This is a genomic window from Paenarthrobacter sp. NPDC091669 (assembly GCF_044756725.1).
Taxonomy (GTDB): Bacteria; Actinomycetota; Actinomycetes; order Actinomycetales; family Micrococcaceae; genus Arthrobacter; species Arthrobacter bambusae_C.
Genome location: NZ_JBIVTK010000018.1, coordinates 25,522 through 47,503, shown reverse-complemented (window position 1 = coordinate 47,503; position 21,982 = coordinate 25,522). Strand labels below are relative to the sequence as shown.

Annotated in this window: 22 protein-coding genes; 9 read left to right on the top strand and 13 right to left on the bottom strand. The window is 65.0% G+C overall.

The features are described from left to right. Positions 1-503: 503 nt before the first annotated feature. Positions 504-1,481 carry a hypothetical protein gene (locus tag ACIQLI_RS21935; protein WP_400392418.1) on the top strand — a complete coding sequence of 326 codons (978 nt, stop codon included), beginning with the start codon at positions 504-506 and terminating at the stop codon, positions 1,479-1,481. Between the two features lie 13 nt (positions 1,482-1,494). Here the strand turns inward: ACIQLI_RS21935 and ACIQLI_RS21930 are convergent, their stop codons facing one another. The 5 genes from ACIQLI_RS21930 to dacB all read right to left on the bottom strand — a co-directional run bounded on the left by ACIQLI_RS21930 (position 1,495) and on the right by dacB (position 7,180). Then, entirely contained in the window at positions 1,495-2,322 is an 828-nt protein-coding gene (locus ACIQLI_RS21930) for a hypothetical protein (RefSeq protein ID WP_354232896.1), read from the bottom strand. Between the two features lie 462 nt (positions 2,323-2,784). Beyond that, positions 2,785-3,336, bottom strand: a complete 552-nt coding sequence (gene hpt / locus ACIQLI_RS21925) for a hypoxanthine phosphoribosyltransferase (protein ID WP_400392415.1) — start codon at positions 3,334-3,336, stop codon at positions 2,785-2,787. A gap of 31 nt (positions 3,337-3,367) precedes the next feature. Beyond that, positions 3,368-4,438 (bottom strand): tRNA lysidine(34) synthetase TilS, encoded by a 1,071-nt coding sequence (gene tilS / locus ACIQLI_RS21920; protein ID WP_400392446.1) that lies wholly within the window; start codon positions 4,436-4,438, stop codon positions 3,368-3,370. A 116-nt stretch (positions 4,439-4,554) separates the two neighbouring features. Beyond that, positions 4,555-5,676, bottom strand: coding sequence for a zinc-dependent metalloprotease (locus ACIQLI_RS21915; protein WP_354232897.1), 1,122 nt, complete (start codon positions 5,674-5,676; stop codon positions 4,555-4,557). A gap of 61 nt (positions 5,677-5,737) precedes the next feature. Beyond that, positions 5,738-7,180: a D-alanyl-D-alanine carboxypeptidase/D-alanyl-D-alanine-endopeptidase gene (gene dacB / locus ACIQLI_RS21910; RefSeq protein ID WP_400392443.1), complete on the bottom strand. Its 1,443-nt coding sequence runs from the start codon at positions 7,178-7,180 to the stop codon at positions 5,738-5,740. A gap of 212 nt (positions 7,181-7,392) precedes the next feature. Between dacB and ACIQLI_RS21905 the strand changes: the two genes are divergently transcribed. From ACIQLI_RS21905 to ACIQLI_RS21880, 6 genes are all read left to right on the top strand, one after another. Then, complete coding sequence (locus ACIQLI_RS21905; RefSeq protein ID WP_024818962.1) at positions 7,393-7,881, top strand: inorganic diphosphatase; 489 nt, start codon at positions 7,393-7,395, stop codon at positions 7,879-7,881. 201 nt (positions 7,882-8,082) lie between these two features. Next, positions 8,083-9,063, top strand: a complete 981-nt coding sequence (locus ACIQLI_RS21900; protein ID WP_311212639.1) for a hypothetical protein — start codon at positions 8,083-8,085, stop codon at positions 9,061-9,063. Further along, positions 9,060-9,863 carry a hypothetical protein gene (locus ACIQLI_RS21895; RefSeq protein WP_400392410.1) on the top strand — a complete coding sequence of 268 codons (804 nt, stop codon included), beginning with the start codon at positions 9,060-9,062 and terminating at the stop codon, positions 9,861-9,863. The genes ACIQLI_RS21900 and ACIQLI_RS21895 overlap by 4 nt, the downstream gene beginning before the upstream one ends. A 46-nt stretch (positions 9,864-9,909) precedes the next feature. Continuing rightward, positions 9,910-10,545 (top strand): hypothetical protein, encoded by a 636-nt coding sequence (locus tag ACIQLI_RS21890; protein ID WP_400392407.1) that lies wholly within the window; start codon positions 9,910-9,912, stop codon positions 10,543-10,545. Beyond that, the gene (locus ACIQLI_RS21885; protein ID WP_400392404.1) at positions 10,517-11,167 is read left to right on the top strand and encodes a hypothetical protein; all 651 of its coding nucleotides are present in this window, start codon (positions 10,517-10,519) and stop codon (positions 11,165-11,167) included. The genes ACIQLI_RS21890 and ACIQLI_RS21885 overlap by 29 nt, the downstream gene beginning before the upstream one ends. A gap of 71 nt (positions 11,168-11,238) precedes the next feature. Further along, positions 11,239-11,838, top strand: coding sequence for a hypothetical protein (locus ACIQLI_RS21880; protein ID WP_354232902.1), 600 nt, complete (start codon positions 11,239-11,241; stop codon positions 11,836-11,838). Between the two features lie 117 nt (positions 11,839-11,955). Here the strand turns inward: ACIQLI_RS21880 and ACIQLI_RS21875 are convergent, their stop codons facing one another. Genes ACIQLI_RS21875 through ACIQLI_RS21865 form a run of 3 tightly spaced genes read right to left on the bottom strand, consistent with a single transcriptional unit; the run spans position 11,956 to position 13,933 of the window. Continuing rightward, on the bottom strand, positions 11,956-12,531 hold the full coding sequence (locus ACIQLI_RS21875) for a DUF3618 domain-containing protein (protein WP_400392401.1): 576 nt from the start codon (positions 12,529-12,531) through the stop codon (positions 11,956-11,958). Further along, positions 12,528-12,959 carry a phage holin family protein gene (locus ACIQLI_RS21870; RefSeq protein ID WP_011772900.1) on the bottom strand — a complete coding sequence of 144 codons (432 nt, stop codon included), beginning with the start codon at positions 12,957-12,959 and terminating at the stop codon, positions 12,528-12,530. The genes ACIQLI_RS21875 and ACIQLI_RS21870 overlap by 4 nt, the downstream gene beginning before the upstream one ends. Further along, complete coding sequence (locus ACIQLI_RS21865) at positions 12,956-13,933, bottom strand: hypothetical protein (protein ID WP_400392398.1); 978 nt, start codon at positions 13,931-13,933, stop codon at positions 12,956-12,958. Before ACIQLI_RS21865 ends, ACIQLI_RS21870 begins: the two co-directional genes overlap by 4 nt. A gap of 184 nt (positions 13,934-14,117) precedes the next feature. On the opposite strand from ACIQLI_RS21865, the gene ACIQLI_RS21860 reads away from it, so the two are divergent. Continuing rightward, on the top strand, positions 14,118-15,200 hold the full coding sequence (locus ACIQLI_RS21860) for an aromatic acid exporter family protein (RefSeq protein WP_354232905.1): 1,083 nt from the start codon (positions 14,118-14,120) through the stop codon (positions 15,198-15,200). A gap of 3 nt (positions 15,201-15,203) precedes the next feature. On the opposite strand, the gene ACIQLI_RS21855 is transcribed toward ACIQLI_RS21860, so the two are convergent. Continuing rightward, complete coding sequence (locus tag ACIQLI_RS21855) at positions 15,204-16,238, bottom strand: NAD-dependent epimerase/dehydratase family protein (RefSeq protein ID WP_400392395.1); 1,035 nt, start codon at positions 16,236-16,238, stop codon at positions 15,204-15,206. Positions 16,239-16,247: 9 nt separating this feature from the next. Next, a complete protein-coding gene (rfaE2, locus tag ACIQLI_RS21850; RefSeq protein WP_400392392.1) occupies positions 16,248-17,855 on the bottom strand; it encodes a D-glycero-beta-D-manno-heptose 1-phosphate adenylyltransferase in 1,608 nt (535 codons plus the stop codon). A gap of 111 nt (positions 17,856-17,966) precedes the next feature. Here rfaE2 and ACIQLI_RS21845 point away from each other — a divergent pair, with 111 nt between their 5' ends. After that, entirely contained in the window at positions 17,967-19,133 is a 1,167-nt protein-coding gene (locus ACIQLI_RS21845; RefSeq protein ID WP_400392390.1) for a glycosyltransferase family 9 protein, read from the top strand. Here ACIQLI_RS21845 and ACIQLI_RS21840 read toward each other — a convergent pair. From ACIQLI_RS21840 to ACIQLI_RS21830, 3 genes are read right to left on the bottom strand one after another with little or no spacing between them, the layout of a single operon-like run. After that, positions 19,099-19,794, bottom strand: a complete 696-nt coding sequence (locus ACIQLI_RS21840) for an SDR family oxidoreductase (protein WP_091464488.1) — start codon at positions 19,792-19,794, stop codon at positions 19,099-19,101. The two genes, ACIQLI_RS21845 and ACIQLI_RS21840, sit on opposite strands and share 35 nt — an antisense overlap. A 47-nt stretch (positions 19,795-19,841) precedes the next feature. Next, positions 19,842-21,281 carry a PfkB family carbohydrate kinase gene (locus ACIQLI_RS21835; protein ID WP_400392387.1) on the bottom strand — a complete coding sequence of 480 codons (1,440 nt, stop codon included), beginning with the start codon at positions 21,279-21,281 and terminating at the stop codon, positions 19,842-19,844. Beyond that, on the bottom strand, positions 21,278-21,922 hold the full coding sequence (locus tag ACIQLI_RS21830) for an SIS domain-containing protein (RefSeq protein ID WP_400392440.1): 645 nt from the start codon (positions 21,920-21,922) through the stop codon (positions 21,278-21,280). Before ACIQLI_RS21830 ends, ACIQLI_RS21835 begins: the two co-directional genes overlap by 4 nt. Positions 21,923-21,982 lie beyond the last annotated feature (60 nt).

The following is a 21,982-nucleotide window of genomic DNA, read 5'->3' as shown; positions in this document are numbered from 1 at the left end:
TTGGTCGGCGGGCGGCTTCCCACGGGCCTTCGCTTCCGGCGCACCCGTTAGCGCCATGCGCACCCGTACCCACGGGCGCGAACGGCGGAAAAGGGTGCGGGCGTGCTGAGGAACGGGTGCGATCGGCGGAAACGGGTGCGGTCCCGTGGGGTGCGTCGCCCGTTACATTTATTCCGTCCCTGGGACGCGAGTACTGCCCAAGACGTCCCTCAAAGACCACCCTCGCCCAAAAAGCTACCCCGGCGCCGCCAGCGCACCCGGCGCACCCGTTAGCGCCATGCGCACCCGTAACCACGGGCGCGAACGGCGGAAAAGGGTGCGGGCGTGCTGAGGAACGGGTGCGAACGGCGGAAACGGGTGCGGTCCCGTGGGGTGCGTCGCCCCCCCTAAGTGCTGTTAGCAGGGCACCACCTTGATTACTTCCGTGTGGACTGGATGCTGTTTTTCCACATAGCTCGGACGGGTGCTTTCGACTTCGCGCAAGAACGGGAAGCGTGGAACCCATGACCATTCCAGAACTCATCCTCGCTGCAGATGCGACACGCATCGGGCATGACGCGCGCCACCTCGCGAAGCAGGCCAAGCGTGGCGAGCTGGTGCGGGTCCGACGGGGCGCTTATACACGCTCTGCTTATTGGGCGGAGTTGAACGAGCGTCAGCGGCACGGACTCCAAGCAGCCGCGCTGGTCAATGCAGCCAGGACTCCGCCCCTGTTCAACTTGCAGACGGCCGCACTCCTATGGGGGCTCGGCGTAGTGGGCGTACCGAAGGGCTTATGCACTGTCACTGAAGACCCAAGAGGCGGCAGGTCCAAGCACGGGATCCGGAGAAGCTTCGGGTCCCTTGACGCCGGGGTGGCCCAACTTGGCGACTTTCGAGTCACAGACAAGGTCCGCACCACAATAGAGCTTGCCGCCGCCCTCAATTTTGCTGAGGCCTTGGCCATAGTGGACTCCAGCCGACGCAACCAAGGGTGGGGCGACGACTTAGAAGCCGACAATTGGAACAAGGATAAAGCGTGGGGTCCTCCGGCGGGCGTCGACGAACTTGCTGAAGCTGTCTCCGCTCTCACCAGGGTTTCGAGGAAGCGACGGGCCGAGTCGATTCTCGATCTTTCCTCAGACAAATCCGAATCAGTGGGGGAATCCATGAGCCGAGCACAAATGATCTTGCTCAACTTCCCCGTACCCAGCCTTCAAGGTTCTTTTACCCTGGGAAACGGACGCACTGCCCGAACTGATTTCTGGTGGCCCGAACTGGACCTTGTCGGGGAATTCGATGGACACGGAAAGTACCTAAGAAAAAGGTTGCGGGGAAACCAGACCATCCAGCAGGCGGTCATGGCAGAGAAGGCCCGCGAGAATGGTCTGCGGGCGCTGGGCCTCACTGTCGTGCGCTGGGACTGGGCCGAGATGATGAACCCACGCGTGTTCGCACGTATTTTGAACGATGGCGGGCTTCGTTCCTTGCGTGCAGCGTAAGCCAACGGGTTGGTCAGGCTGCGACCGGAAGCACCAGCAAATAACCTGTGGGCAGGTCCGTACTCCAGCGCCGGGGCTCACGGACCACGAACTGTGAGGACAACTGCTCAGGAGTAAGCAGACTATTGGGCTCTGGAGAGGGACCCCACTGCCCGCTGCCGTGAGGATAGAGCGGATCCAGGACGCGAATCCCCGTTACCTGAAATTCCGGGAACTGCGCGGGATCACCCATGGACTCAAAGCCGCTCATAACCCAAGCATGCCGACCACTCCACATGACCAATCCCACCGGCCGGCCAGTTTCAGCTATAGCGCGCGCCGCCGTCTGCAGCGTGTCCTCGTAGGTTGCGACGCTGACCACCGAGTAAGGGCCCAATCCAACCTCAGTCAACACCTGCGCCCAGCCCCGGGGGTTGGCGCCGTTGAATGAATTCGAGGACCTCGCACGGGCCATCTCCCACAGCTCACTTTGCTGTGCGGAGGACGCCCAGGTTCCGCCTCTGGTGTCATCAATAAGGTTGTGTGCCATTTGGATGCTGGCAGCTACACACCAGTCAAAGGTGTACTGCGGGACGAAGTCCCCATCTTGGTAAAGGTTCAGGGCAAAAGCCTGAGGCACAGCGGGCGGCGCGGGCGGAGGTGCGGGCTGCGGCGGCACAGGAGCCTGCGTGGCGCTCGGTGTCGGGGCCGCTTCAAGGTGGCCCGCTGCTGGCGCAGCAGAAGCGGACGTGATTGGTTGACCGGAAGCGGGCTCAGCGAGATCGACCGCAGGAGTGCAGGCCGTGAGGAGAGTCGCCATGACGGCGAGCCACGCCAGAAGACGGGCAGGAGCACCGGTCATGGTCCAGTTTAGCGCGAGAGGGTGCGCGGCGGCAGGTTCAGAAACCCAACAACCGAACCCACACCCGCCGGGCGCACCCCATAAACGCAAACACCGCACCCACATCCGCCACACGCACCAGAGGTTACGGGCGCGAACGGCGGAAAAGGGCGCAACGGCGAAAGAACCCAACCGCAGGTTCAGGAACCCAACAACCGCACCCACACCCGCCGGGCGCACCCCATAAACGCAAACACCGCACCCACACCCGCCGGGCGCACCAGAGGTTACGGGCGCGAACGGCGGGAAAGGGCGCAACGGCGAAAAAACCCAACGGCAGGTTCACGAACCCAACAACCGCACCCACACCCGCCGGGCGCACCCCATAGACGCAAACACCGCACCCACACCCGCCACACGCACCAGAGGTTACGGGCGCGAACGGCGGAAAAGGGAGCGGCGGCGTGAAGAGAAGAAGGGCGCTTACTCGTAAACGTGCGGGGCCAAGGTGCCCACGAAGTCCAGGTTGCGGTATTTTTCGGCGTAGTCGAGGCCGTAGCCCACCACGAACTCGTTGGGGATGTCGTAACCGACGTACTTGACGTCGATTTCCACCTTGGCGGCTGTCGGCTTGCGGAAGGCCGTGCAGATCTCGACGCTGGCCGTGCCTCGGGATTCAAGGTTGGACTTGAGCCAGGAAAGAGTCAGTCCGGAATCGATGATGTCCTCAACAATCAGGACATCCTTGCCCATGAGGTCGGTGTCAAGGTCCTTGAGGATCCGGACAACGCCGGAAGACTGGGTACCGGAACCGTAGGACGAGACAGCCATCCAGTCCATGCTGACGTGGCTGTGCAGTGCGCGCGCCAGGTCAGCCATGACCATGACCGCACCCTTGAGGACACCGACGACCAAGATGTCGCGGCCCTCGTAGTCCTTGTCGATCTGCGTTGCGAGTTCCGCGATGCGCGTTTGGATCTGCTCTTTGGTGTAAAGAACGTGCTTGAGATCTGCCTGGACGTCGTTTGAATCCACCAATGGCTCCTGTTTTGATGCTCGGGTGCGGCTACTGTTGGGACGGTTTCTGATGCCGGAATACTAGCTTCCCACAGCGCGCGGCTTCGCGGGGACCGACGCCGGCCGAATCACGTGTACTACTGGCGGCTGGAGCGCCGGCGGAAACCGAACGCTCCTGCTCCAAATCGCTGAGGGACAAACGGTAAACACTGACGTGGCCGGGGAGTTCCACGGGCCCGGCTGACCCCTGGCGTCGAAGCAGTGCTTCCGCAGCTTGGAGGCGCCCGTAGCCGGGTTGTTGACCCCCGACGTCGGCGGCAGCCTTCGCGATGACACGGAACCTGAGCGCTGCCGGCAGCCCACGTACGGCGTCTTCCGGGAGCCATACGTCGGCGTCTTCACGCTGGACCAGTGAGAGATAGGTCTCGTTGGCCAGATCTTCGAGGAAATCGGCGTCCTGCTGCAGGATTGCCGCGGTCCGGGCAAGCGATTCGGCGACCCCCGGCCCCAGCTTCGCTTCCAGGACAGGCATAACTTCCACGCGGGTCCGGGACCTGGCAAAGGAAGGGTCGGCGTTGCTGGGGTCGTGCCAAGGGGAAAGTTCCTCCACCTCGCAGATTTGCAGGGTCTCCTCGCGACGAAGCCCAAGGAAAGGCCGGAGGAGGCGACCACGGGCGGGCCTCATCCCTGCCAGGGATCGGGTTCCCGAACCGCGGGCCAGCCCCAGCAACACCTGCTCGGCTTGGTCGTCCAAGGTATGGCCCAGAAGGATCACATCACAGGCCAGATCCTCAGCGGCAGAATCCAGCGCAGCATGACGGGCGTCCCTGGCTGCGGCCTCGGGACCAAACCCGGTGGCGGCGACGTCGACAGTGCGCACCTCCACTGGGGACAAGCCCAACTCCCGCAGCACCTCGGCAGTCCTGGAGGCGACTTCTGCAGAACCTGGCTGCAGCTGATGATCCACCACTACACCGGCAACAGCCACCGGATGTCCATCAACGTGGCCGCGTCGGCCGAAGTATGCGGCGATGGCCGCCAAAGCCAACGAATCCGGCCCGCCGCTGCATGCTACGAGCACCCGCTGAGGGTAGCCGGCGGAAGCCAAGGCGTTCTGCAACTGCTTCCGCGCCTTGCCGACGACAGGTGCCAGACGTCCAGGCCGCCGTCGCCCCTTACTGGCAGACCCGGAAACGGAACCGACGCCGGGACCAACAGCAGAACCAGACGAACCGCTCAAAGCCCCATCCGCTCAAGCCACAGCTTGGAGTTGTGGATCTCTTCTTCGGTGGGGAGGTACTCGGCGGATTCCCACACCCGGTTGAACCCTTCCATGCCTGCCACGGCAACCACTTCACGCACGAACTTGGCGCCATCGGTGTACTGGCGCATCTTGGCATCCAGGCCGAGGAGGTTGCGGATGAACTTCTCCACCACGCCGCGGTCCTTGCCGCGCTCGTTGAAGCGCTGGCGGATGGTCTTTACCGACGGAACGATGCTCGAATCAACGGCATCCATCACCACGTTGGCATGGCCCTCGAGGAGGCTCATGACGGCCGTGATGTGGGACAGGGACGCCTTCTCCTCAGGGTTCTGGAGGAGGTCCAGGATGGCGCCGCGACCCGGAGTCTTGTCTGAAGGAGTGCGGTCGCGCAGGGACTTGGCCACCGCGCCGGCACGCTCCACCAGGGAATCCATGTTGCCCAGGAGGTTGCCGCTGAGCTTCTCGATTTCGTCGAGCATGTGGTGCCGGAGCCACGGCGCAGCGGCGAACTGCACGCGGTGGGTTTGCTCATGCAGGCAGACCCAGAGGCGGAAGTCGTCCGGGTGGACGTTGAGTTCGCGCTCCACGGAGATGATGTTCGGCGCTACAAGCAGGAGCCGGCCGCCCGGCGGAACGTTGGACCCAGGGGCCAGGGCGGCAAAGGGATCGTACTGGCCCAGGACCTTGCTGGAAAGGAAGGCCAGCACAGCGCCAAGCTGTGTGCCTGTGATGGCACCGCTGGCAGCGGCTGCGGCTGGGGTCATGGACACTCCGCTGCGGCTGTCCAGCATCGTTTTCAACGCGGGTTGGAGCATGACCGCGAAGCTCTGGGTGTTCGCCTTGGACCAGGAAGCGCGGTCCACCACCAGGACGTGCGAGTCACGCAGGTCCCGGGCAGCGTCCAGCCCGGTGATGTCGTGGACGTGCGGGACGGAGATATCCGCGTTGAAGCGCAGGTTCTCCACCGCCTTGCCAATCTCCCCGGCGCTAAGCTCCGGACCGGGAGGGGCAAGCCGGGCAGCCGTAGAGGCGGCCAGGTCCCAATTGATCAGGGACGGGGCCCCTGCTGACGAATCGCGGGCAGATGACACCATACGGACCATCACACCACACGAGACTGACAGTGGGCTCTTAAGTTCGCTCCACGCGGAGCTTTCAGCCCCGGCAACCGCACGAAGCCAACACCGACGCCGACCGGTCCATGGCCACCTTGTTGGCAGCAGATCCCGGTTCAAGGTCATTGCCGATAAAGGAGAACACCAGCAAACGCCCGTCGGCGTCCACCACGTAACCGCTCAACGCAATCACCGTATTGAGCGTCCCCGTCTTGGCCCGGACCAACCCGGCACCCTCCGCGGTAGAGGCATCCCCGTATCTGTCATCCAGGGTTCCGGTCAGCCCGGCCACCGGGAACCCGTCCAGCGCGGTGCGCAGAGAAAGGTCCGGTCCGCTGGTGATCGCACGGACCACCTCGACAAACTGGCGGGCACTGACCTGGTTTTCCAAGGCAAGTCCGGAGACATCGGCCAACAGCATCGAACCGGTGGCGATCCCCAACTCCCCCAGCCGTTGCCGCACGGCCGCGGTGGCGCCGTCGTACGTGGCCTTTTGACCGGAAGCCAGGGCGCTCATCCGCCCCAGTGCTTCGGCGAGGAAGTTGTCCGAGGACTCGAGCATGAGGTCCACCTGCTCGCTGACCGCCGCCGATTCCGCGGCCGCCAACACCTTGGCGGGGAGGCCTTTGCCGCGTTCGACGCCGGGAACCACCGCAACGCCTGCAGCCGCCAACTGCTCGGCGAACGCCTGTGCGGTTGCGACGGCGGAATCCTGGGGGCGCGGACCGGTCAAGACCTCCGGAGCGTAGCGGCCTGAGTTCAGCGCGAGGGAAAACAACGGTGCTGTCTCGCCGGCGGCGACGTCGTCCAGGCTCCACGCAGGGTTAAGAGGTGCGCCGGTGAAGAGGGAATCGTCCACTTTCACGGTGATCGGCCCCTTGACGCCTGCTGCAGCCAAAGCCGCCGCAGTATCCGAGGCCAGCGAAGCCAGACCGGCACGCCCAAGAACCGCCGACGGATCCGACGCGGAAGCACCCAGCAGGACGTCCCCTCCCCCGGTCAGCACCACAGTGGAGGGGTCATCGGAAGCGAGAACGCGCGTGGTGAAGCGGGACTCGGGGCCGAGGGCTTTCAGCGCAGCCACGGCGGTCAGCAACTTCATGTTGGAGGCCGGGATCCGGTTGGCGTTGGCGTCGCGGTCAAAGAGGACCTTGCCGGTGGAAGCGTCCATCACCATGCCGCTGATACTGCCCCCGCCGGCCGGTTTCAGCGTGGCATCAAGCTGCCGGGCAACTTCGTCGGGCAGTGGAAGTGGAGCATCGGCGTTCAGGGGAAGCACTCCGCTGACGTCAGCCAGGCGGTCCGGCTCCTGCTGCCAAGCGGGAACCGAAGGGGACGGCTTGGGCGCGGTCAGCAGGCCCGGCACCATACCGGCCACCACTACGGCACTGAGGCACAGCAGGACTCCGGCCAACAGCACCGGCCATTTCAAGCGTCCCCACGCCGAAGATACCCAGCGGGCACCCCCGTTTTTAACGCCCATCATGTAAGTTGCTTGGTCCTGTCAGTCCTGAAATGTCCCCGCCGGTTCAAGAAACCCGGGCCTCTCGCTATATCCTCAATAGTAGTCGGCGGCACCGGCTGTCCTTTTGCCTGCCGCCAGCCCCGGGCTGAGCAGCCTGCCTGAGGCACCGTCACCCGTGACGGCCGCTTCGGCGGAGCGACGCCCCACCCACACCCGTCAAGGAGCATTCCATGAAGCACGACGTGACCATCGAGATCCCCAAGGGATCGCGCGTCAAGTACGAAGTTGACCACGAAACCGGCCGTGTCCGCCTGGACCGCGTCCTGTTCACCTCCATGCAGTACCCCACGCACTACGGTTTCTTCGAGAACACCCTGGGCGAAGACGGCGACCCGCTGGACGCACTGGTGCTCCTGCAGGACTTCGACCTCCACCCGGGCGTCATCGTTGAATCCCGCCCCATCGGCGTCTTCAACATGACCGACGACGGCGGCGGAGACGCCAAGGTCCTCTGCGTCCCCGTTGACGCACGCTTCGACCACATCCAGGAAGTCAGCGACGTCAGCGAATTCCTGATCAAGGAAATCGAGCACTTCTTCACGCGCTACAAGGACCTGGAGCCCGGCAAGTGGGTCAAGGCCGAGGGTTGGGGCGACCGCGCCGCTGCTGAAGCCGAGCTGGAAGCTTCCATCAAGCGCTACGTTCCGGCAGCACACTAAGGCTTACGCTTCCGCGTCGCGCGCCTTGTACGTGATGCCCGACGGCGGCTGGTGCGGTTCCCTGCGAACCGCACCAGCCGCCGTCGTTCTTTAACGTTCCTTACCCGGGTTGTGCACATGGGCATGTCTCCCCATCGCGGTAGCTCCCGGGTCCGCTTAGGCTGGGACGAGACTTTTCGATGCCTTACACAGGGGGTTCATATGGCTGGGTTCTACGGCGCGGACATCACGCAGCTTCGCAGTCTGGCCGGCGTCATGGGCAAAGCTGCCGACGCCATCAGCCTGCAAAGCACGCAGTTGTCCAACGCCATCAATTCCACAACAGCGTGGCAGGGCCGGGACGCAACGGTGTTCAAGGGCGATTGGAACTCCCAGCATCGGCAGAGCCTGGTCAAGGCCGCCAATATGCTGCGCGAGAATGCCAGCCAACTGAAGAAGCACGCCAACCAGCAGGAGTTCGCCAGCCACAATGATGGTTCGGGCTCGTCGGTAGGTGTCCTCAAGGACGTCTATGACACCGCGATGGGCGTCAAGGGACTGGCTGCCCCGCTGTGGACGGCCTACAAATACCTCAAGCTTGGCAATGCGGAATGGGTGAAGACCCGCGAGGTCCTGACCAACTGGCGGGCCGGCGGAACGGTTGTCCGCGACGCCATGACCGCGCTGCGGAACGGTGAGAAAGTCACTGACGTCCTCACCGACCTCAAAGCCAACATCCCCTACAGCCAGGCGTTCCAGGACGCCAGCAAGTTCTCCAAGGGCCTCCGCGTGGCCGGAGCGCTGGCGGCACCGCTGAACATCGTGGGCGGTATCAGCGACATGATCAACCCCCAGCACGATGGATGGCGCGGCACTGGCGACCGCGTTGCCGGTGGCCTGTCCGTGGTGGGTGGCGTAGGCAGCATCATGCTCATGACGGCAGGCGGCGCGGCACTGCTGGGGCCGATCGGCGCTCCGATCGTGATCGGTGCGGGCATCGTCGCCGGAGCGTGGGCACTGGGCAACCTCGTAGCTGACAACTGGGACTCCATCAGCAACTTCGCACGCAACCCTGGCAGCTACATCGCCGATGGCGCCAAAGAGGTGGCGGGCTTCGCCAAGGACGTAGGCAGTAAGGTGGCAGACGGGGTCAGTGACGCCGCCAAGTCAGTCGGAAACTTTGTCGGAGGGATATTCGGATGACCACCAGCACCATGAAATGGACCCAGCGGGACATCGAGGCCGCAGCCAAGGTCCTGGCCTCGGCCAGCGCAGTCGGCGCGCCTTTGCCTACGCTGACCGATGAAGAAGTTGTGGCCCTGGACGGCGTTCAGCACGAACAGCTGGTGGCACTGCCGTGGCTTTCGGCCCAGGACGCCAGCAAGGAACTGATGTGCGCCATCGCCTTACGCGGCCTGCTCGCCAAGGAAATCGTGTATCCGGTGGTCTTCGAGGGCGAGACTGAACCGTCCCGCTTGCACGCCACGGAGGAAATCACCGGCGCCCTCACCCTGCGCCGGAGCGGCAGCAGCGTTGTCTCGGTGGAACGCACCGTCTCCACCGGCAAGCGTTGGCTCTACGGCTACCTTCATGACGAGGGTGTTCTGCTCGAGGAAGTGGACGAAAGCGGCCTGCACGGCTTCACCGTGGTGACCCGCGACCAGCTGGTTCCGCGCCTGGCCGAATTCGTGGACCCCCAGCAAGCTGCCGTCCGCGACACCGAACCTGCCCTTTACACGGAAGCCCAGTTCGAGGCGCACGCCGCCACCGCCTTGGCCGACACCCAGGCCGCAAGCAACGTCGTGGCCTTCAATTCCAATACCAACGAATTCCCCACGATCACCGTGTACACCGGCCCGTCCGGCGTCCACGTGCTCACCCCGCGCGTGGAGGGCTCGCCTGAATCCGGCCCGGAGCAGGCAGAATCCGTAACGTTCGAGCTGCAGGAAACCTCCGCGGCATCGTTGGCCCGCGTCCTGGGCGGACTGGCCGGACTGGCCTGACGTTCTGCACCCAAGCCGCACACCGCCGTCGAGCTGAAAGTCCCTCATGAGTACTTCCAAGTCCACCACCCTCACTGGGCTGCTTGACCCTGTCAACGGCCGCCCTGTTCGCCGCCATCCTGAGACCGGCGCGTACTTCGTCAAGGCTTCGGGTAGTGCCCACTTCTGGGGTCGCGTCCTGGACGCAGTCGTCTTCCTGGTGGGCTACGTGATCCTGGCCGCGATTGTCGCGGTGGTCCGTGAGTCCATGATGAACAGCGGCTCGGCGCTCGGTTACAACGACGGTTTGTGGCTGACCCTCTACGTTGTCCTGTGGTTCGTGGGCCTGTTGGTCTACGGAATGATCTGGGGAACCGTGGGCAGCGTGGGCGACGCCGCTGCGGGCATGCGCTCGGTTCGGATCAAGAACGGCACGACGGCGGGCGCTTGGCTGGGCGGATGGCGTGCCATCTGCTGGTCCTTCTTTCCGTTCTTCGTGGTGATGCTTATCGCCTCCGCCGTCAGCGGTGGCGGAGACGACACCTGGGATCCAAAGTTCGCCGCCATCGACCGCCGCTCCGGCATTGCGCAAGGCCAGGCACCGGTTCCGGACCCCAAGGTCACTGCCGCCGAACAAGCCGCTGCGGCCGATCGGCAGAACCTGCCCAACCTCTATGGCCAGCGTCCGGATGCACGGCCGTAACTGGCTGGTCCGCCGTATCGAGCGGAAGCTCGCCCCCGACCTGGGCCAGCTCCGCTATGTAGCGTCCTCACGACACCTCTACTGGAAGGTCCTCATCCCCTGCCTCGTGGTGGGGTTCATTTTCGGGACCATCGCAGAGTTTGTCAGCCCCATCCGGTCCTCCCGGGAAGCCGGGCACTTCAACGATCCCGCTTTCTTTGTGCTGACCAGCATTCTGACGGGTCTGGTGCTGTGGTCCATGACGCTCCTGGGCAGCTTCCGGAAGCTGCTGGTCTTCGACGGCGGGATGGTCGCCAAGTACTCGCAGAAACACACCCTCGTGGTGATCCCCTGGGCCGACATCACGCCCGGAACCATCAAAGCCGTGACCACTCCCGACGGCACTGATCCCGACCGCCGATTGGTGGCACGCCGGAAAGTTTCCCTGGGCGCCGGGGGCCGGAATGCCGTGGTTTTCCAAGCGCGCGACACGTTCTGGGTCTTCACTTCGAACCGGGACCCCGCGCCCTTGGTCCTCGCTGTCCACGGGGCCATGAATGATGCAGGAACACCCGGCGCCGCACGGGCAGCGGCAGGTGCCCTGCCCGCCGTCGTACTTACCGGGCGGATGGCGCTCGACTGACCGACTGGACTGAACAATGGGCGAATTTTGCCCTTGCAGACCGTCTACCAGCCGGTAGCATGTGATCCACTATGTTCACTCTCACCATCAACCAACGCGACAGCCGCCGCGACGGCGACCTTGTGCCGCAGCTGCTCAAGGACCTGCGGCACATTCCTGCGCGGCTCGACTTTGACCGCTCGGTTGAGGATGAGGTGCAGGGCATCGTCGAATCGGGCCACCAGGCCGTGGAGACTGCCTTGATCGCGCTTCGGTCCAGCCAGTGGTACGTAGGAATCGGCGTTGGACCCATCAATGAGCCGCTGCCCAACCTGGTGAAGGACGCCTCGGGCCACGGCCTGGTGTACGCGCGCCGGGCCGTCGACAGGCTGCGTAACGGCAAAGAGCGGATCCCGGTGGCTGTGGACGGACCTCTGACCGCGTTGGCTTCAGAAGCTGAAGCTGTGCTGCGGCTCCTGGGACACATCGTCCAACACCGCAGCGCGGCGGAATGGCGGGTCCTTGACCTGCTCACACCGGGCGTCCGAGGCCAGCAAAAAGCCGTGGCCCAGGAGCTGGGCATCACCACGCAGGCCGTCAGCAAGGCCCTGGCCCGTGCGCAGTGGTCCGAGGAACACGCCGCCCGGCCGGCCGCAGCCCGCTTGCTGCACATGATCCTGGAAGTGCGCTGATCCAAGACCCCACCCGAAATCCCCGGAGCACAGACTGACCCAACTGAGTCGCAGTTGACGCCGTTTTGAGGGCCCAAAACGGCATCTGCTGCGACTCAGTTGGGTCAGCGGGGGAACTTACTGGTTGCTGACGTTGTCCTTGGCCGTGTGTGCGCGGTCCTGGACGTCGGCTGCCGCGGCTTGGCCTTCATCCTTGACGTTGGCTGCGGCTTCCGTGGCGCTGTCCTTGACGTTCTGCATTGCGTCCTGAGCGGGCTCGCGCAGATGCTCGGCAACTTCCTGGGCCGCGTGGCTCAGTTCGTCGGTCAAGGGCTGGGCTGCTTCCTTGACGGCCTGGGCGGCTTCCCGCTCCTTTTCCGAGGCCGGGAACAGCGAGGACACCAGCAAGCCTGCGCCGAACGCAATCAGGCCGGCGGCGATCGGGCTGCCCTGGGCCTTCCGTGTGATCACCTGCGGTGCATCACCGATGTCCGAGACGGCTCCGGAAACAGCATTCTGTGCATGATGGGCCGCATTTCCGGCCCTGTCACTGACGTCGTCGCGGGCGCCGAACACAGCGGACTTGATCTTGTCCACCCTGCGATTGACGATGTGCGAAGGCGTGACCTTGTCCGCCACGGCATCAACGTTGGTACTGAGCCGCCGGCGAGTTTCTTCGATATCGGCGCGCAGGGCGTCGGGGTTCTGCGTCATCGTGTCTCCTCAGTGTTCGGTTTCAAAGCGGGGGGTATTTCTTTGACCGTCTCAGCGGTCTGTGGCATGCCCTTGATGGTGTTGAGTTCCTTGCGGCCCTTGGCAGCCAGCACTGCTGCCACGATGCCCCAGATGACCGCGACGATGACAGCGGACCATCCCAGGCCAACAAGCTGACCCAAGGCCCACCACAGGGCAATGGAAAGGAACAGCACGGTGATGTGGCCGGCGTATGCAGCTCCGCCCAGCATCCCCGCGCCCTTACCGGCCTTGGTGGCGGACTCCTTGAGTTCCGCTTTGGCCAGCTCCACTTCCTGGCGCATCAACGTGGAAACGTCGCGCGTCAGGTCGCTCAGGAGCTCACCGAGGGGAAGGGTCTCCGCCTTCACGTGGGCTTCTGTGGGAGGTAGATCGGCGGGACTGCTCATCGGTGACCTCCATACTGGGGGTCATCGGGATCAAGGGGGCTCTCCGGGTCAATCGGTCCTGCCAGTGGATCGCCCTGTGCCTTGACGCCACCGGCCTCAGTCTCCGGGTAAGGGAGCGTGGAACCGTCATAGCCACCCGTAGTACCTGCGTCATAGCCGGTGGTGGTGGCCGCTCCGTATCCGGCGGTTGTTGCCGTCGGCCCCGGGAGGTCCACTGCCGGAGGTGTTACCGCGCCACCCTGAGTCGGGTAGTACACGGCGCGAGGCGTCTCCGTGGTGGCAGGTGTGCCGCTTGCGGAGCCTGCGTCGGAGGCGTTGCCTGCCATACCCCGGCCGAGGCGACCGGCGAGGACACCGGCTCCAGCTGCCAGCAGGAGGAAGGTTCCTGGCTTACGACGTGCGAAGCCCTTGACTTCATCCAGCAGCGAGCCGGGATCGCGGCCTTCCAACCACTGGGCAACGGAGGAGGAGCGTTGTGCTGCCTGCTGGACCAGGTCGGTGGCGACGCCGCCGTTTTGCGTTGAATTGGCCATGGTGGACAGTTCGTCGGAGATGGACCGCAAGCCTTCGGCTACGCGCTGCTGCTGGACGTGGGCTTGGTCTGTCAGTTCACCCTTGGTCTGCGTCAGCAGTTGGCGGGCATTTACCTTGACTTCGTGGGCAACGTGTCCGGCCTCGGTCTTGGCGGTGTCCACGACTCCCCCGGCGGCGTCGCTGACGGCGCCTGCTACGCCCGCAGCTTCTTCCTTGGCCGTGTCCACCTTGCCGGACGTGCCGGACGTGCCGGAAGTGCCTGAATAGTCGGAACCGGTTCCCGAACCAGCGGGGGTCCCACTGATTCCCGTGGTTCCAGCAGTGTGAGTCTCACCATCGGCGGAGTCCAAGTAGTTTCCCGTGAACGGTTCGGTACCTGCATGGGCACCGGTGTTTGGCGCCGCGAAGCTTCCGTCCTGCGGCGATTTGCTCTCAGTCATTATCGCTCTCTTTCCACAGTTGGCAGGCTGCGGACAGCAGCCGGGATAGTAAGTATCGTTACTATCAATGGGTGTGTACCCGCTTGCCGGGGATCTAATCACCCAATCGAACGAATTGATGTCCCTGCTCACGTTCTGCACTTTCCGCTCGACAGCCGGGACCATACCTGCGAATGTTGGGGTGATGAGCCAACTGCCCGCGAGGCGACGGCTGATTCCCGCGCTTCGAAAAACTGTCACCCGCCACCGACTCCTGTTCGCCGCCAAAACGGCCGTCGCAGCAGGCCTCGCTTGGTACCTTGCTCCCTTCATGCCCGGCCCCGCGGCCGCCTACCCGTACTACGCGCCGCTGGGCGCCCTGGTCAGCATGCACCCCACCGTGGCCGACTCCGCCAAACATGGGCTCCAGAGCCTGGTGGGGCTGGTGTTGGGCATCGGCATGGCCTTCGCCATCACCACCGTGGCCGCTCCTACTGCACTGGCTGTTGCCGTGGTGGTGGGTCTTGGCGTGCTCATCGGCGGCCTTCCCCGGCTGGGCACAGCATCTGAATGGATTCCCATGGCGGCGTTGTTCGTCCTGGTGCTGGGCGACTCCAACGCGGAGGGATTCTCCTTTGCCTACGTCCTCCAGATGGCCTTGGGTGTCACGGTTGGGTTTGCCGTGAACTGGCTGATCTTCCCGCCCCTGCACCTGGACGACATCGATCCCGCCATCGCCGGACACCAAGGTGCTTTGTCCCGCCAGCTCAAGGACATGGCCAAGGCCATGGAGGAGTCCTGGCCGCCCAACCATGAGGCCTGGGCCAGCCGAAGCGACGAACTCTCGCTCACGGCAGCCGGGGTCCGGACTGCGGTGCATCAAGCAGAACTGAGCGCCAAAGCGAACCCCAGGTCCCGTCGTCGTGCAACCCGCCTGCCCAGCGACCTCGCCGGCCTGCGAACCCTTGAACGGCTTACCTTCCACGTCCAGGACATCACCGACGTCCTGGCCAGCGCCATCTGGGAAGAAGGTGCGGGGACAGTCATCCCGGACGCCGTGGTTGCCCCGCTCTCGGAAGCCCTGGAATCCGTGGCGGCCGTAGTGGACCACTGGCGGGACGCCGAGAACGGTGAGCTGGCCAACCGGCTGGCGCAGGCGAAGGACAGCATTACGGCCCTTGGCGATGCCGTGGCCGGGGCCGCCGCTGACCAGGCCCCGGTGAACGCTCCGGCCTCGGTGGCCATGAGCCTGCGCCGGATCCTGACCGTAGTGTTGTCCTCCGAGTAAGTTCTATCGAGGTTTCAGCGGAGGGGAGGCTTCCCGCCCCTTCCCTGCACCGATTCCGTCCAGCATTTCCGCCAGCGATTCCAGCGAGGAATGCTTGGGCGACCAGCCCAACAGAGCGTGGGCCCGCGCCGTGTCCATGATGGGGGCGTTGGCCGCCATGTCCACCCATCCGCCGTCGGTCACCTGCAGCCGGAGCCGCCAACTGACCTCGACGACGGCGCGGAGCACCGGCAGCGGGAACTGCATGACCCGCCTGGCGTTGAGAATCCACGCCAAGGCGTTGGGGTCGATGACCGGCTCGGCGGCGATGTTAAAGGCACCTTCCGCCTTGCGCTCCAGCACCCGCCAGTAGGCATCAGCGACGTCGGCCGTGTGGACGGCCTGGAACACCATTTCCTTGGGGATGGCGAGGAACGGCAGCCAGGGCTTACGCGGAACCAGCCGGGGCAGAACCCGGCCCAGGAAGTAGCGGCCAACCTCACTGCCGCCTCCGGCGCTGAACATCAGCGCCGGGCGGAGACGCGCCACCACCACGTCCGGGTTCTCCTCGGCGAAACCGTCCAGGAGCCTTTCCTGCGCTGCTTTGTCAGCGCTGTAGTGCGAGCTGCTGATCCCACCCACCGGCCAGTCTTCCTTGGTCCGCTGGTCTTTGGGAGCAGGCGAGTAGGCACCCACGGACGATGCGCACACGACGTGTCCCACCCGGGCTTTGCGCGCGGCGGCCAGCATGTGGGAAGTCCCGGCCACATTGGTCCGACGAAGCATCTCCCGGTTGTGGTTCGGTTGGATGAGCCACGCCAGATGAACCACAGCATCGGCTCCTGCCAAAGCTGCTTCCAGCGCGGGCTGATCTCCGGCGTCGCTGATGTCCAGGGTGTGCCACTCCACACCGTGATAGGGAGCGGCGTCGGGATCCGGTTGTCGGCGGACGACGCCCACGAGTTCCAGATCCGCGCCTTCTTCTGAGCGTGCCTTCTGGAGCCGCTTCAGCAGTTCCGTGCCGCCATGCCCTGTTGCACCGATGATCACAATACGCATGATGGTTCCTTAGCCCTGCGGGGTTTCGCCCGTGGAACGGATGCGTTCCAGGACTGCTGTGGTGGAGTGCTCCGGCACGTAATCCAGGATGGTCACTGTGCCGCCATACCGTTCCACGGCTTCGGTTTCCTGGAGCATTTCCGGCGTGTAATCGCCGCCTTTGGCATAAACGTCCGGCCGCAGGAGATCGATGAGCGGGATGGCCGTAGGGGTGTCGAACACGGTGACATGGTCCACGCAGCTCAGTGCGGCGATGACTGCCGCGCGGTCGGCCTCATGGTTGACCGGGCGGTCCGGGCCTTTGAGTTTCCGCACGGAAGAATCGCTGTTCAGTGCCACCACCAACACGTCGCCCAGTTGTTTGGCCTGGTTGAGGTAACGGGTGTGGCCACGATGCAGGACATCGAAGCACCCATTGGTCAGCACAATCCGTTTGCCCTCCCGCCGATGCTCCTCCACGTACCGCGCCAGCTCGGCGTCGGTTAGTGCCGTATCGGCGAACCCGCCGAGGTGTTTCGCCAGCTCGTCGGTGGTGCAGACGGAGGTACCTGGCCGGTGCACCACAACATCGGCCGCGGCTTGGGCCAGATCCACACTGGTGGTCAGCGGCAGTCCGCCGGCGCGGGCAATGGTCAAAGCCGCCACGAACGTATCGCCGGCGCCCGAAGCCTGCTTTTCCGCTTGCGGCCGCGCCCACGTCCGGTGGGTGGCCGGGTTGTGGGCGTCACCGTTGGGGCCGATGGTCAGCGTCCCCTCCCGGTCCAGCGTCACGACGACGGCGGCCGCACCTGAGGCGCGCAGGAGCTGGGCCGCGTGGGCTTCCACAAAGGGGCACCGGGCAGCACCACCGGGAAATTCAGCCCCCAGCAGCCTGGCGGCCTCCTGCGCATTGGGGGTTGCCAAGTCCGGATGGAGCTGGGCCCAGCGCCCTGGATAGTGGGCGTCCACTACTACCAGGGTGTCCTGGCGGGCATTGGCAGGGCCGGCTTCAGCGGGGCTATAGCCCCGGGAACCCAGGTGCTCAAAAATCGTGTCCCGTACCGCACCTTCCAACGCCCCTGCCCCGTAGTCGCAGAGCACCACGGCTGACGCTCCCCGGAGTGCCTCGGGAATGGCACCAGCCACCTGCCGTAGGCCATCTGCGGGAACCTTTTCCGCGGCGTCGTCCAGGCGCAGCATCACCTGCCCGCCGCTGCTCACCCGGAATTTGGTGGTGGTGGTCATGCCGGTATGGGACACCACCTGCGAAACGTCCACGCCGGCCGACGTGAGCTGCTCGAGGAGCGTGCGGCCTCCTGCGTCCTCTCCCACGAGCGACACGAAACGAACCCTCGCACCCATGGCGGCGAGGTTCATCGCCGTGTTGGCCGCACCTCCCGGGACGAAGTCACGGCGCTGGACCTGGACCACAGGGGCTGGGGCTTCGCGGCAGAACCGCTCAATGGTTCCATCCCACCAGCCATCAAGGATGGAGTCGCCGATGACCGTCACCACGGGATGCGCCTCGGCCAGGCGACCCGGCAACCAGTCAGCCAGGCCCTCCTGATGGACCAGGCCCTCCTGATGAGCCAGGCTTTCCTGATGGTCCGGACCCTCGTGATTGGATAGGCGTGCCATGGGGTACCTTCCGGTTGGGCTTACAGTTTCCTGTTCCCCTCAGGTACCCCGCGGCACGGGCTTCACACGCCGGGTACGCTGGTTTCCGCCACCGTGAAGAAGGAATCACCCATGGATGTTCCTGCGAGCCCCGGCATCGGTCCCGTGCTGGCAAAGTTCAGTAACGTCACGCGGATTGCGGTCCTCAGGGGCGGTGGATTGGGCGACCTGATGTACCTCTACCCGGCGCTCCACGCGGTGAAGAACGCGTACCCCGCCGCCGCCATCACGCTTCTGGGCACGCCGATCCATGCGGCCCTGGCTGCCGCGACGGAAGGTCCTGTTGACGCCGTCGAGATGCTGCCCGTCGCCCGCGGCGTCCATGACGGTCCCCTCAACGGCGAGCGCTTTGGGGACGATGCTGAGGACCTGGCTGCGCAGGAGGTGTTCTTCGAATCGATGCGGTCCAGGGAATTCGATGTTGCGTTTCAAATGCACGGCGGCGGACGGTTTTCCAACCCGTTCCTGCTTCGTCTGGGTGCACGGCATACCGTGGGCACGCGCACCAAGGACGCGGAGCCGTTGGAGCGGAACCTTGACTACGTCTACTACCAGAATGAACCGGACCGCTGGCTGGAGGTGGCGGGTCTCGCCGGAGCTCCAAGCATCATCTCCCCTCCCTTGCGCCCCAGGCCTGAGCATCAGCAGAACATGGCGGGAATACGGGACCCGCAGCGGACAGCGCTGGTGGTGGTCCACCCGGGTGCCACCGATCCACGACGGCGGTGGCCGGCGTGGTATTTTGCTGAAGCTGCGGCGGGGTTGGCGCGGGAAGGTGCCCAGGTGCTGATCGTGGGCGACCACACCGAGAAGGCGTTGGCGCAGGAAGTAGCTGAAGTGGCAGTTCGCCAACTGCCTGAGGGTGACCGGAACGCCGTGCGCTCCATGGCCGGCGAGCTGGACCTGGGGGACCTGGCGGCTCTCCTGTCAGAGGCAACAGTCATGCTCGCCAGTGACAGCGGTCCCCGGCACCTGGCCCAAGCGCTGGGAACGCCCACAGTGGGAATTTTCTGGGTGGGAAACGTACTCAATGCAGGGCCGCGCGGCAGGGGTTTGCACCGCGTGCGGATGTCGTGGGTTACGGAGTGTCCACGATGCGGAGCTGACGTCACCCAGGTGGGATGGACCGCACCGCACTGCGGCCACGACGACACCCTCATTGAGGGGATCGCCGTGGCCGACGTTGTTCAGGACGTGCTGGACCTTACGGCCACGAGCCTTCTTCTGCGGGGCAAATAAGGAGTTCGCGGACCTCGCTGCCGAAAGGCTGGGAGAGGGCAAACACCACTGCTTGCGCTACGTTGGCGGGATCGTTGAGCTTGGAGTCGTCCTGTGGCTTGTATTGTTCGTCGCGGTCGTCAAAGAAGTGGGTCTTCATGCCACCGGGGATGATGGTGGTGACGCCGATGACGCCGCCGGTTTCCGCGGCGAGTGCACGGCTGAAGCCAATGACACCGAACTTCGAGGCGCAGTACGCCGTGGCATCGGGCAGCGCCCGGAGACCCAGCGTGGAGGCGATGGTGATGGCCCTGCCCCGGGATCCCTTCAAATAGGGCAGCGCCGCACGGACCACGGACACCGTGCCGAGGAGGTTCACTCCAATGACCTTTTCCCATTCCTCCGCCGGGACGTCGCCCAGCTTGCCGCAGCGATCGATGCCCGCCGCCGTCACCACTCCGTCCAGGCCGCCCAGGGTTTCGGCGGCCTCTTTGACGGCGGCTTCCACTGCTTCACGGTTGGAGACGTCCACTTCCAGGGCTTTGGCCCCGGACACGTTGCTGACATCGCGGTCGAAGACGAAGGGCGTGCCCCCGGCGTCGCGGATGGCTTCCACGATCGCAGCGCCAAGGCCGGAGCCGCCTCCAGTGACGATGACGCGACCAGGTGTTTGCGTGTTCATGCGGTTCCTCTCGGTTGATCGGTGCTTGGTTGATCGGTTGCTTGTTGTCAGCTGACCTTGGCCAGGGCTGCAGCCAGGCCACTGGTGGAGCGTGCCGGATGGAAGGGCACAGTGACGCAGCGCCCTCCCCAACCCGCCACCAAGCGGGCTTCCGGCAATTCTTCGGGGATATAGTCGCCGCCCTTGACCCAGATATCGGGCTTGATTTCAGCGAGGCAGGCTTCGGGAGTGTCCTCGTCGAACACCACCACGGCGTCAACGCACTCAAGAGCCAGCAGCAACTCCGCCCGGTCCTGCACGCTGACGATTGGCCGGTGTGCGCCCTTGAGCCGCCTGACCGATTCATCGGAATTCAGGCAAACGATGAGGCAGTCGCCCATGCTGCGCGCGGCAGCCAGCGTCCGGGCGTGACCGGCGTGGAGGAGATCGAAGCATCCGCCGGTGGCCACCACCGTGCCGCCCGTGGACCGCACGGCGTGAGCCAGCCGGACGCCGTCGGGGTCAAGGTCGCCGGCGCCCACCAATTCCAGGCCCTTCAGCTCGACGAAAGGACCGGGTTCGACGACGGGACTCACTTCAGGCGCTTCATCCGACGCTGCCGCTTCGGTCACCACCGCCAACGCCGCTGCCCCACCCGCTGCCAGGAACGCCGACGCATCCCCCACTGCCTTGGTTGCCGCCTGCGCGAGGTCCAGCCCGAATCCCAAGTGAACGGCAAGGCTGCCGGCCAGCCGGTCGCCTGCTCCACAGGGATCACTGACGTTGGTTTTGGGGGCGGGGATACCCTGCACGGCACCGGCTGACATCAGGAGCGCCCCGTCCTCACCCCTCGTCACCAAAACGGCCCCACTTCCCCACTTTTCAAGGAGGTAACGGCCTGCTTCTTCGGCATCCGTGGGCGGTTCCAGCCCGGCCGCTTTCGCTGCCGCCATGGCCTCGGCAAGGTTCGGCGTCACGACGGCGACCCCCGCCACAGGCTCGGAACCGGCAGGATGCGGGTCCCACACCACGGGGACGCGGTGTACGGCGTCGGCAAGCGCGGCACGAATCCCGGCATTGGCGGTGATGCCCCGGCCGTAGTCGGCCACCACAATGGCCTCCGCCGACGTAATGGCTGCAAGCATCTCCCCTGTGCTGGCGGGAGCGGGAGCGGGTGCGCATCCTTCATCGAACCTGACCATGGGGTGCGTCCCGATCCGCACCCGGGTCTTGGTGGGCGTTGGGGCGAGCGGGGCGCCGGCGAGCACCGAGACACCGGACAGTGCGCGCCGGAGGTGGCTGGCGCCGTCGTCGTCCGATACCGCGGTGACCAGCGAGACGCTGTGGCCGTCCTGCGCGAGCACCGTGGCCACCAGTCCAGCGCCTCCAGCACGACGCCGGATGTCGGCGACGTCCACCACCGGCACGGGCGCGTCGGGGCTGAGCCGGGTGGCGACCCCGTTGATGTCCACGTCCAGGAGGACGTCGCCCACCACTGTGATCCTCATGGCTGCCGTTTTCCGTAGGTGTGTGGGCCCGAGCCCGCGCGCTTGGCGACCTCGGCATCAAAGGCCCGGCACACGGCATGGATGGCGATGAGATGGCCTTCCTGGGCGTTTGCGGAGATGGCCTCAACGGTGACGGCTTGATCGCAGGAGTCGGCCAGCGGGTTGGGGCCGCTGCCGGTCAGTGCCCATGTGGTGATGCCGCGTTCCTTGGCTGCACGGACGGCTTTGAGCAGGTTGGGGCTGCGTCCGCTGGTGGAGAGCAGCATGAGGACATCGCCTGTGCGGCCGTGGGCCCTGACTTGGCGGGCAAAGACTTCCTCGTAGCCGTAGTCGTTGGAGAGTGCCGTAACGGCAGAGGACTCGGCGTGGAGCGAGATGGCGGAAAATGGTGCGCGTTCTTCATCAAACCTGCCCACGAGCTCGGCCGTCAGGTGCTGCGCCTCAGCCGCTGAACCGCCGTTGCCGGCCGCCAGCAGGCGTTGCCCGGCCAGCAGCCGCTTGGCCAGTTCCGTTCCCCACTCGGCTAATCGCCCTGACTGCGAGCGCAGCGAGTCCAGCGCGGGCAGGACGTTGTCCAGGTGCTTGGTGACCTCGGCCGTGTGGTTGGAATCGGTGGGATCGGGAGCCCACCGTGCTGGCAAAGTGTCCGGGACGCTGTCCCCGGTGGAAGGAGCGCTGCTTGTGACGGTCAAGGAGCCTTT

What these genes read in the sequence shown, in the direction of transcription:
- ACIQLI_RS21880 (WP_354232902.1), top strand. Translation starts at nt 11,239, where the DNA reads ATGTTCACTCTCACCATCAACCAACGCGACAGCCGCCGCGACGGCGAC.
- ACIQLI_RS21885 (WP_400392404.1), top strand. Translation starts at nt 10,517, where the DNA reads ATGGCCAGCGTCCGGATGCACGGCCGTAACTGGCTGGTCCGCCGTATC.
- ACIQLI_RS21840 (WP_091464488.1), bottom strand. Translation starts at nt 19,794, where the DNA reads ATGAACACGCAAACACCTGGTCGCGTCATCGTCACTGGAGGCGGCTCC.
- ACIQLI_RS21860 (WP_354232905.1), top strand. Translation starts at nt 14,118, where the DNA reads ATGAGCCAACTGCCCGCGAGGCGACGGCTGATTCCCGCGCTTCGAAAA.
- ACIQLI_RS21870 (WP_011772900.1), bottom strand. Translation starts at nt 12,959, where the DNA reads ATGAGCAGTCCCGCCGATCTACCTCCCACAGAAGCCCACGTGAAGGCG.
- ACIQLI_RS21865 (WP_400392398.1), bottom strand. Translation starts at nt 13,933, where the DNA reads ATGACTGAGAGCAAATCGCCGCAGGACGGAAGCTTCGCGGCGCCAAAC.
- ACIQLI_RS21900 (WP_311212639.1), top strand. Translation starts at nt 8,083, where the DNA reads ATGGCTGGGTTCTACGGCGCGGACATCACGCAGCTTCGCAGTCTGGCC.
- ACIQLI_RS21855 (WP_400392395.1), bottom strand. Translation starts at nt 16,238, where the DNA reads ATGCGTATTGTGATCATCGGTGCAACAGGGCATGGCGGCACGGAACTG.
- dacB (WP_400392443.1), bottom strand. Translation starts at nt 7,180, where the DNA reads ATGGGCGTTAAAAACGGGGGTGCCCGCTGGGTATCTTCGGCGTGGGGA.
- ACIQLI_RS21890 (WP_400392407.1), top strand. Translation starts at nt 9,910, where the DNA reads ATGAGTACTTCCAAGTCCACCACCCTCACTGGGCTGCTTGACCCTGTC.
- ACIQLI_RS21935 (WP_400392418.1), top strand. Translation starts at nt 504, where the DNA reads ATGACCATTCCAGAACTCATCCTCGCTGCAGATGCGACACGCATCGGG.
- ACIQLI_RS21875 (WP_400392401.1), bottom strand. Translation starts at nt 12,531, where the DNA reads ATGACGCAGAACCCCGACGCCCTGCGCGCCGATATCGAAGAAACTCGC.
- ACIQLI_RS21915 (WP_354232897.1), bottom strand. Translation starts at nt 5,676, where the DNA reads ATGGTGTCATCTGCCCGCGATTCGTCAGCAGGGGCCCCGTCCCTGATC.
- ACIQLI_RS21905 (WP_024818962.1), top strand. Translation starts at nt 7,393, where the DNA reads ATGAAGCACGACGTGACCATCGAGATCCCCAAGGGATCGCGCGTCAAG.
- ACIQLI_RS21835 (WP_400392387.1), bottom strand. Translation starts at nt 21,281, where the DNA reads ATGAGGATCACAGTGGTGGGCGACGTCCTCCTGGACGTGGACATCAAC.
- rfaE2 (WP_400392392.1), bottom strand. Translation starts at nt 17,855, where the DNA reads ATGGCACGCCTATCCAATCACGAGGGTCCGGACCATCAGGAAAGCCTG.
- ACIQLI_RS21845 (WP_400392390.1), top strand. Translation starts at nt 17,967, where the DNA reads ATGGATGTTCCTGCGAGCCCCGGCATCGGTCCCGTGCTGGCAAAGTTC.
- ACIQLI_RS21895 (WP_400392410.1), top strand. Translation starts at nt 9,060, where the DNA reads ATGACCACCAGCACCATGAAATGGACCCAGCGGGACATCGAGGCCGCA.
- ACIQLI_RS21930 (WP_354232896.1), bottom strand. Translation starts at nt 2,322, where the DNA reads ATGACCGGTGCTCCTGCCCGTCTTCTGGCGTGGCTCGCCGTCATGGCG.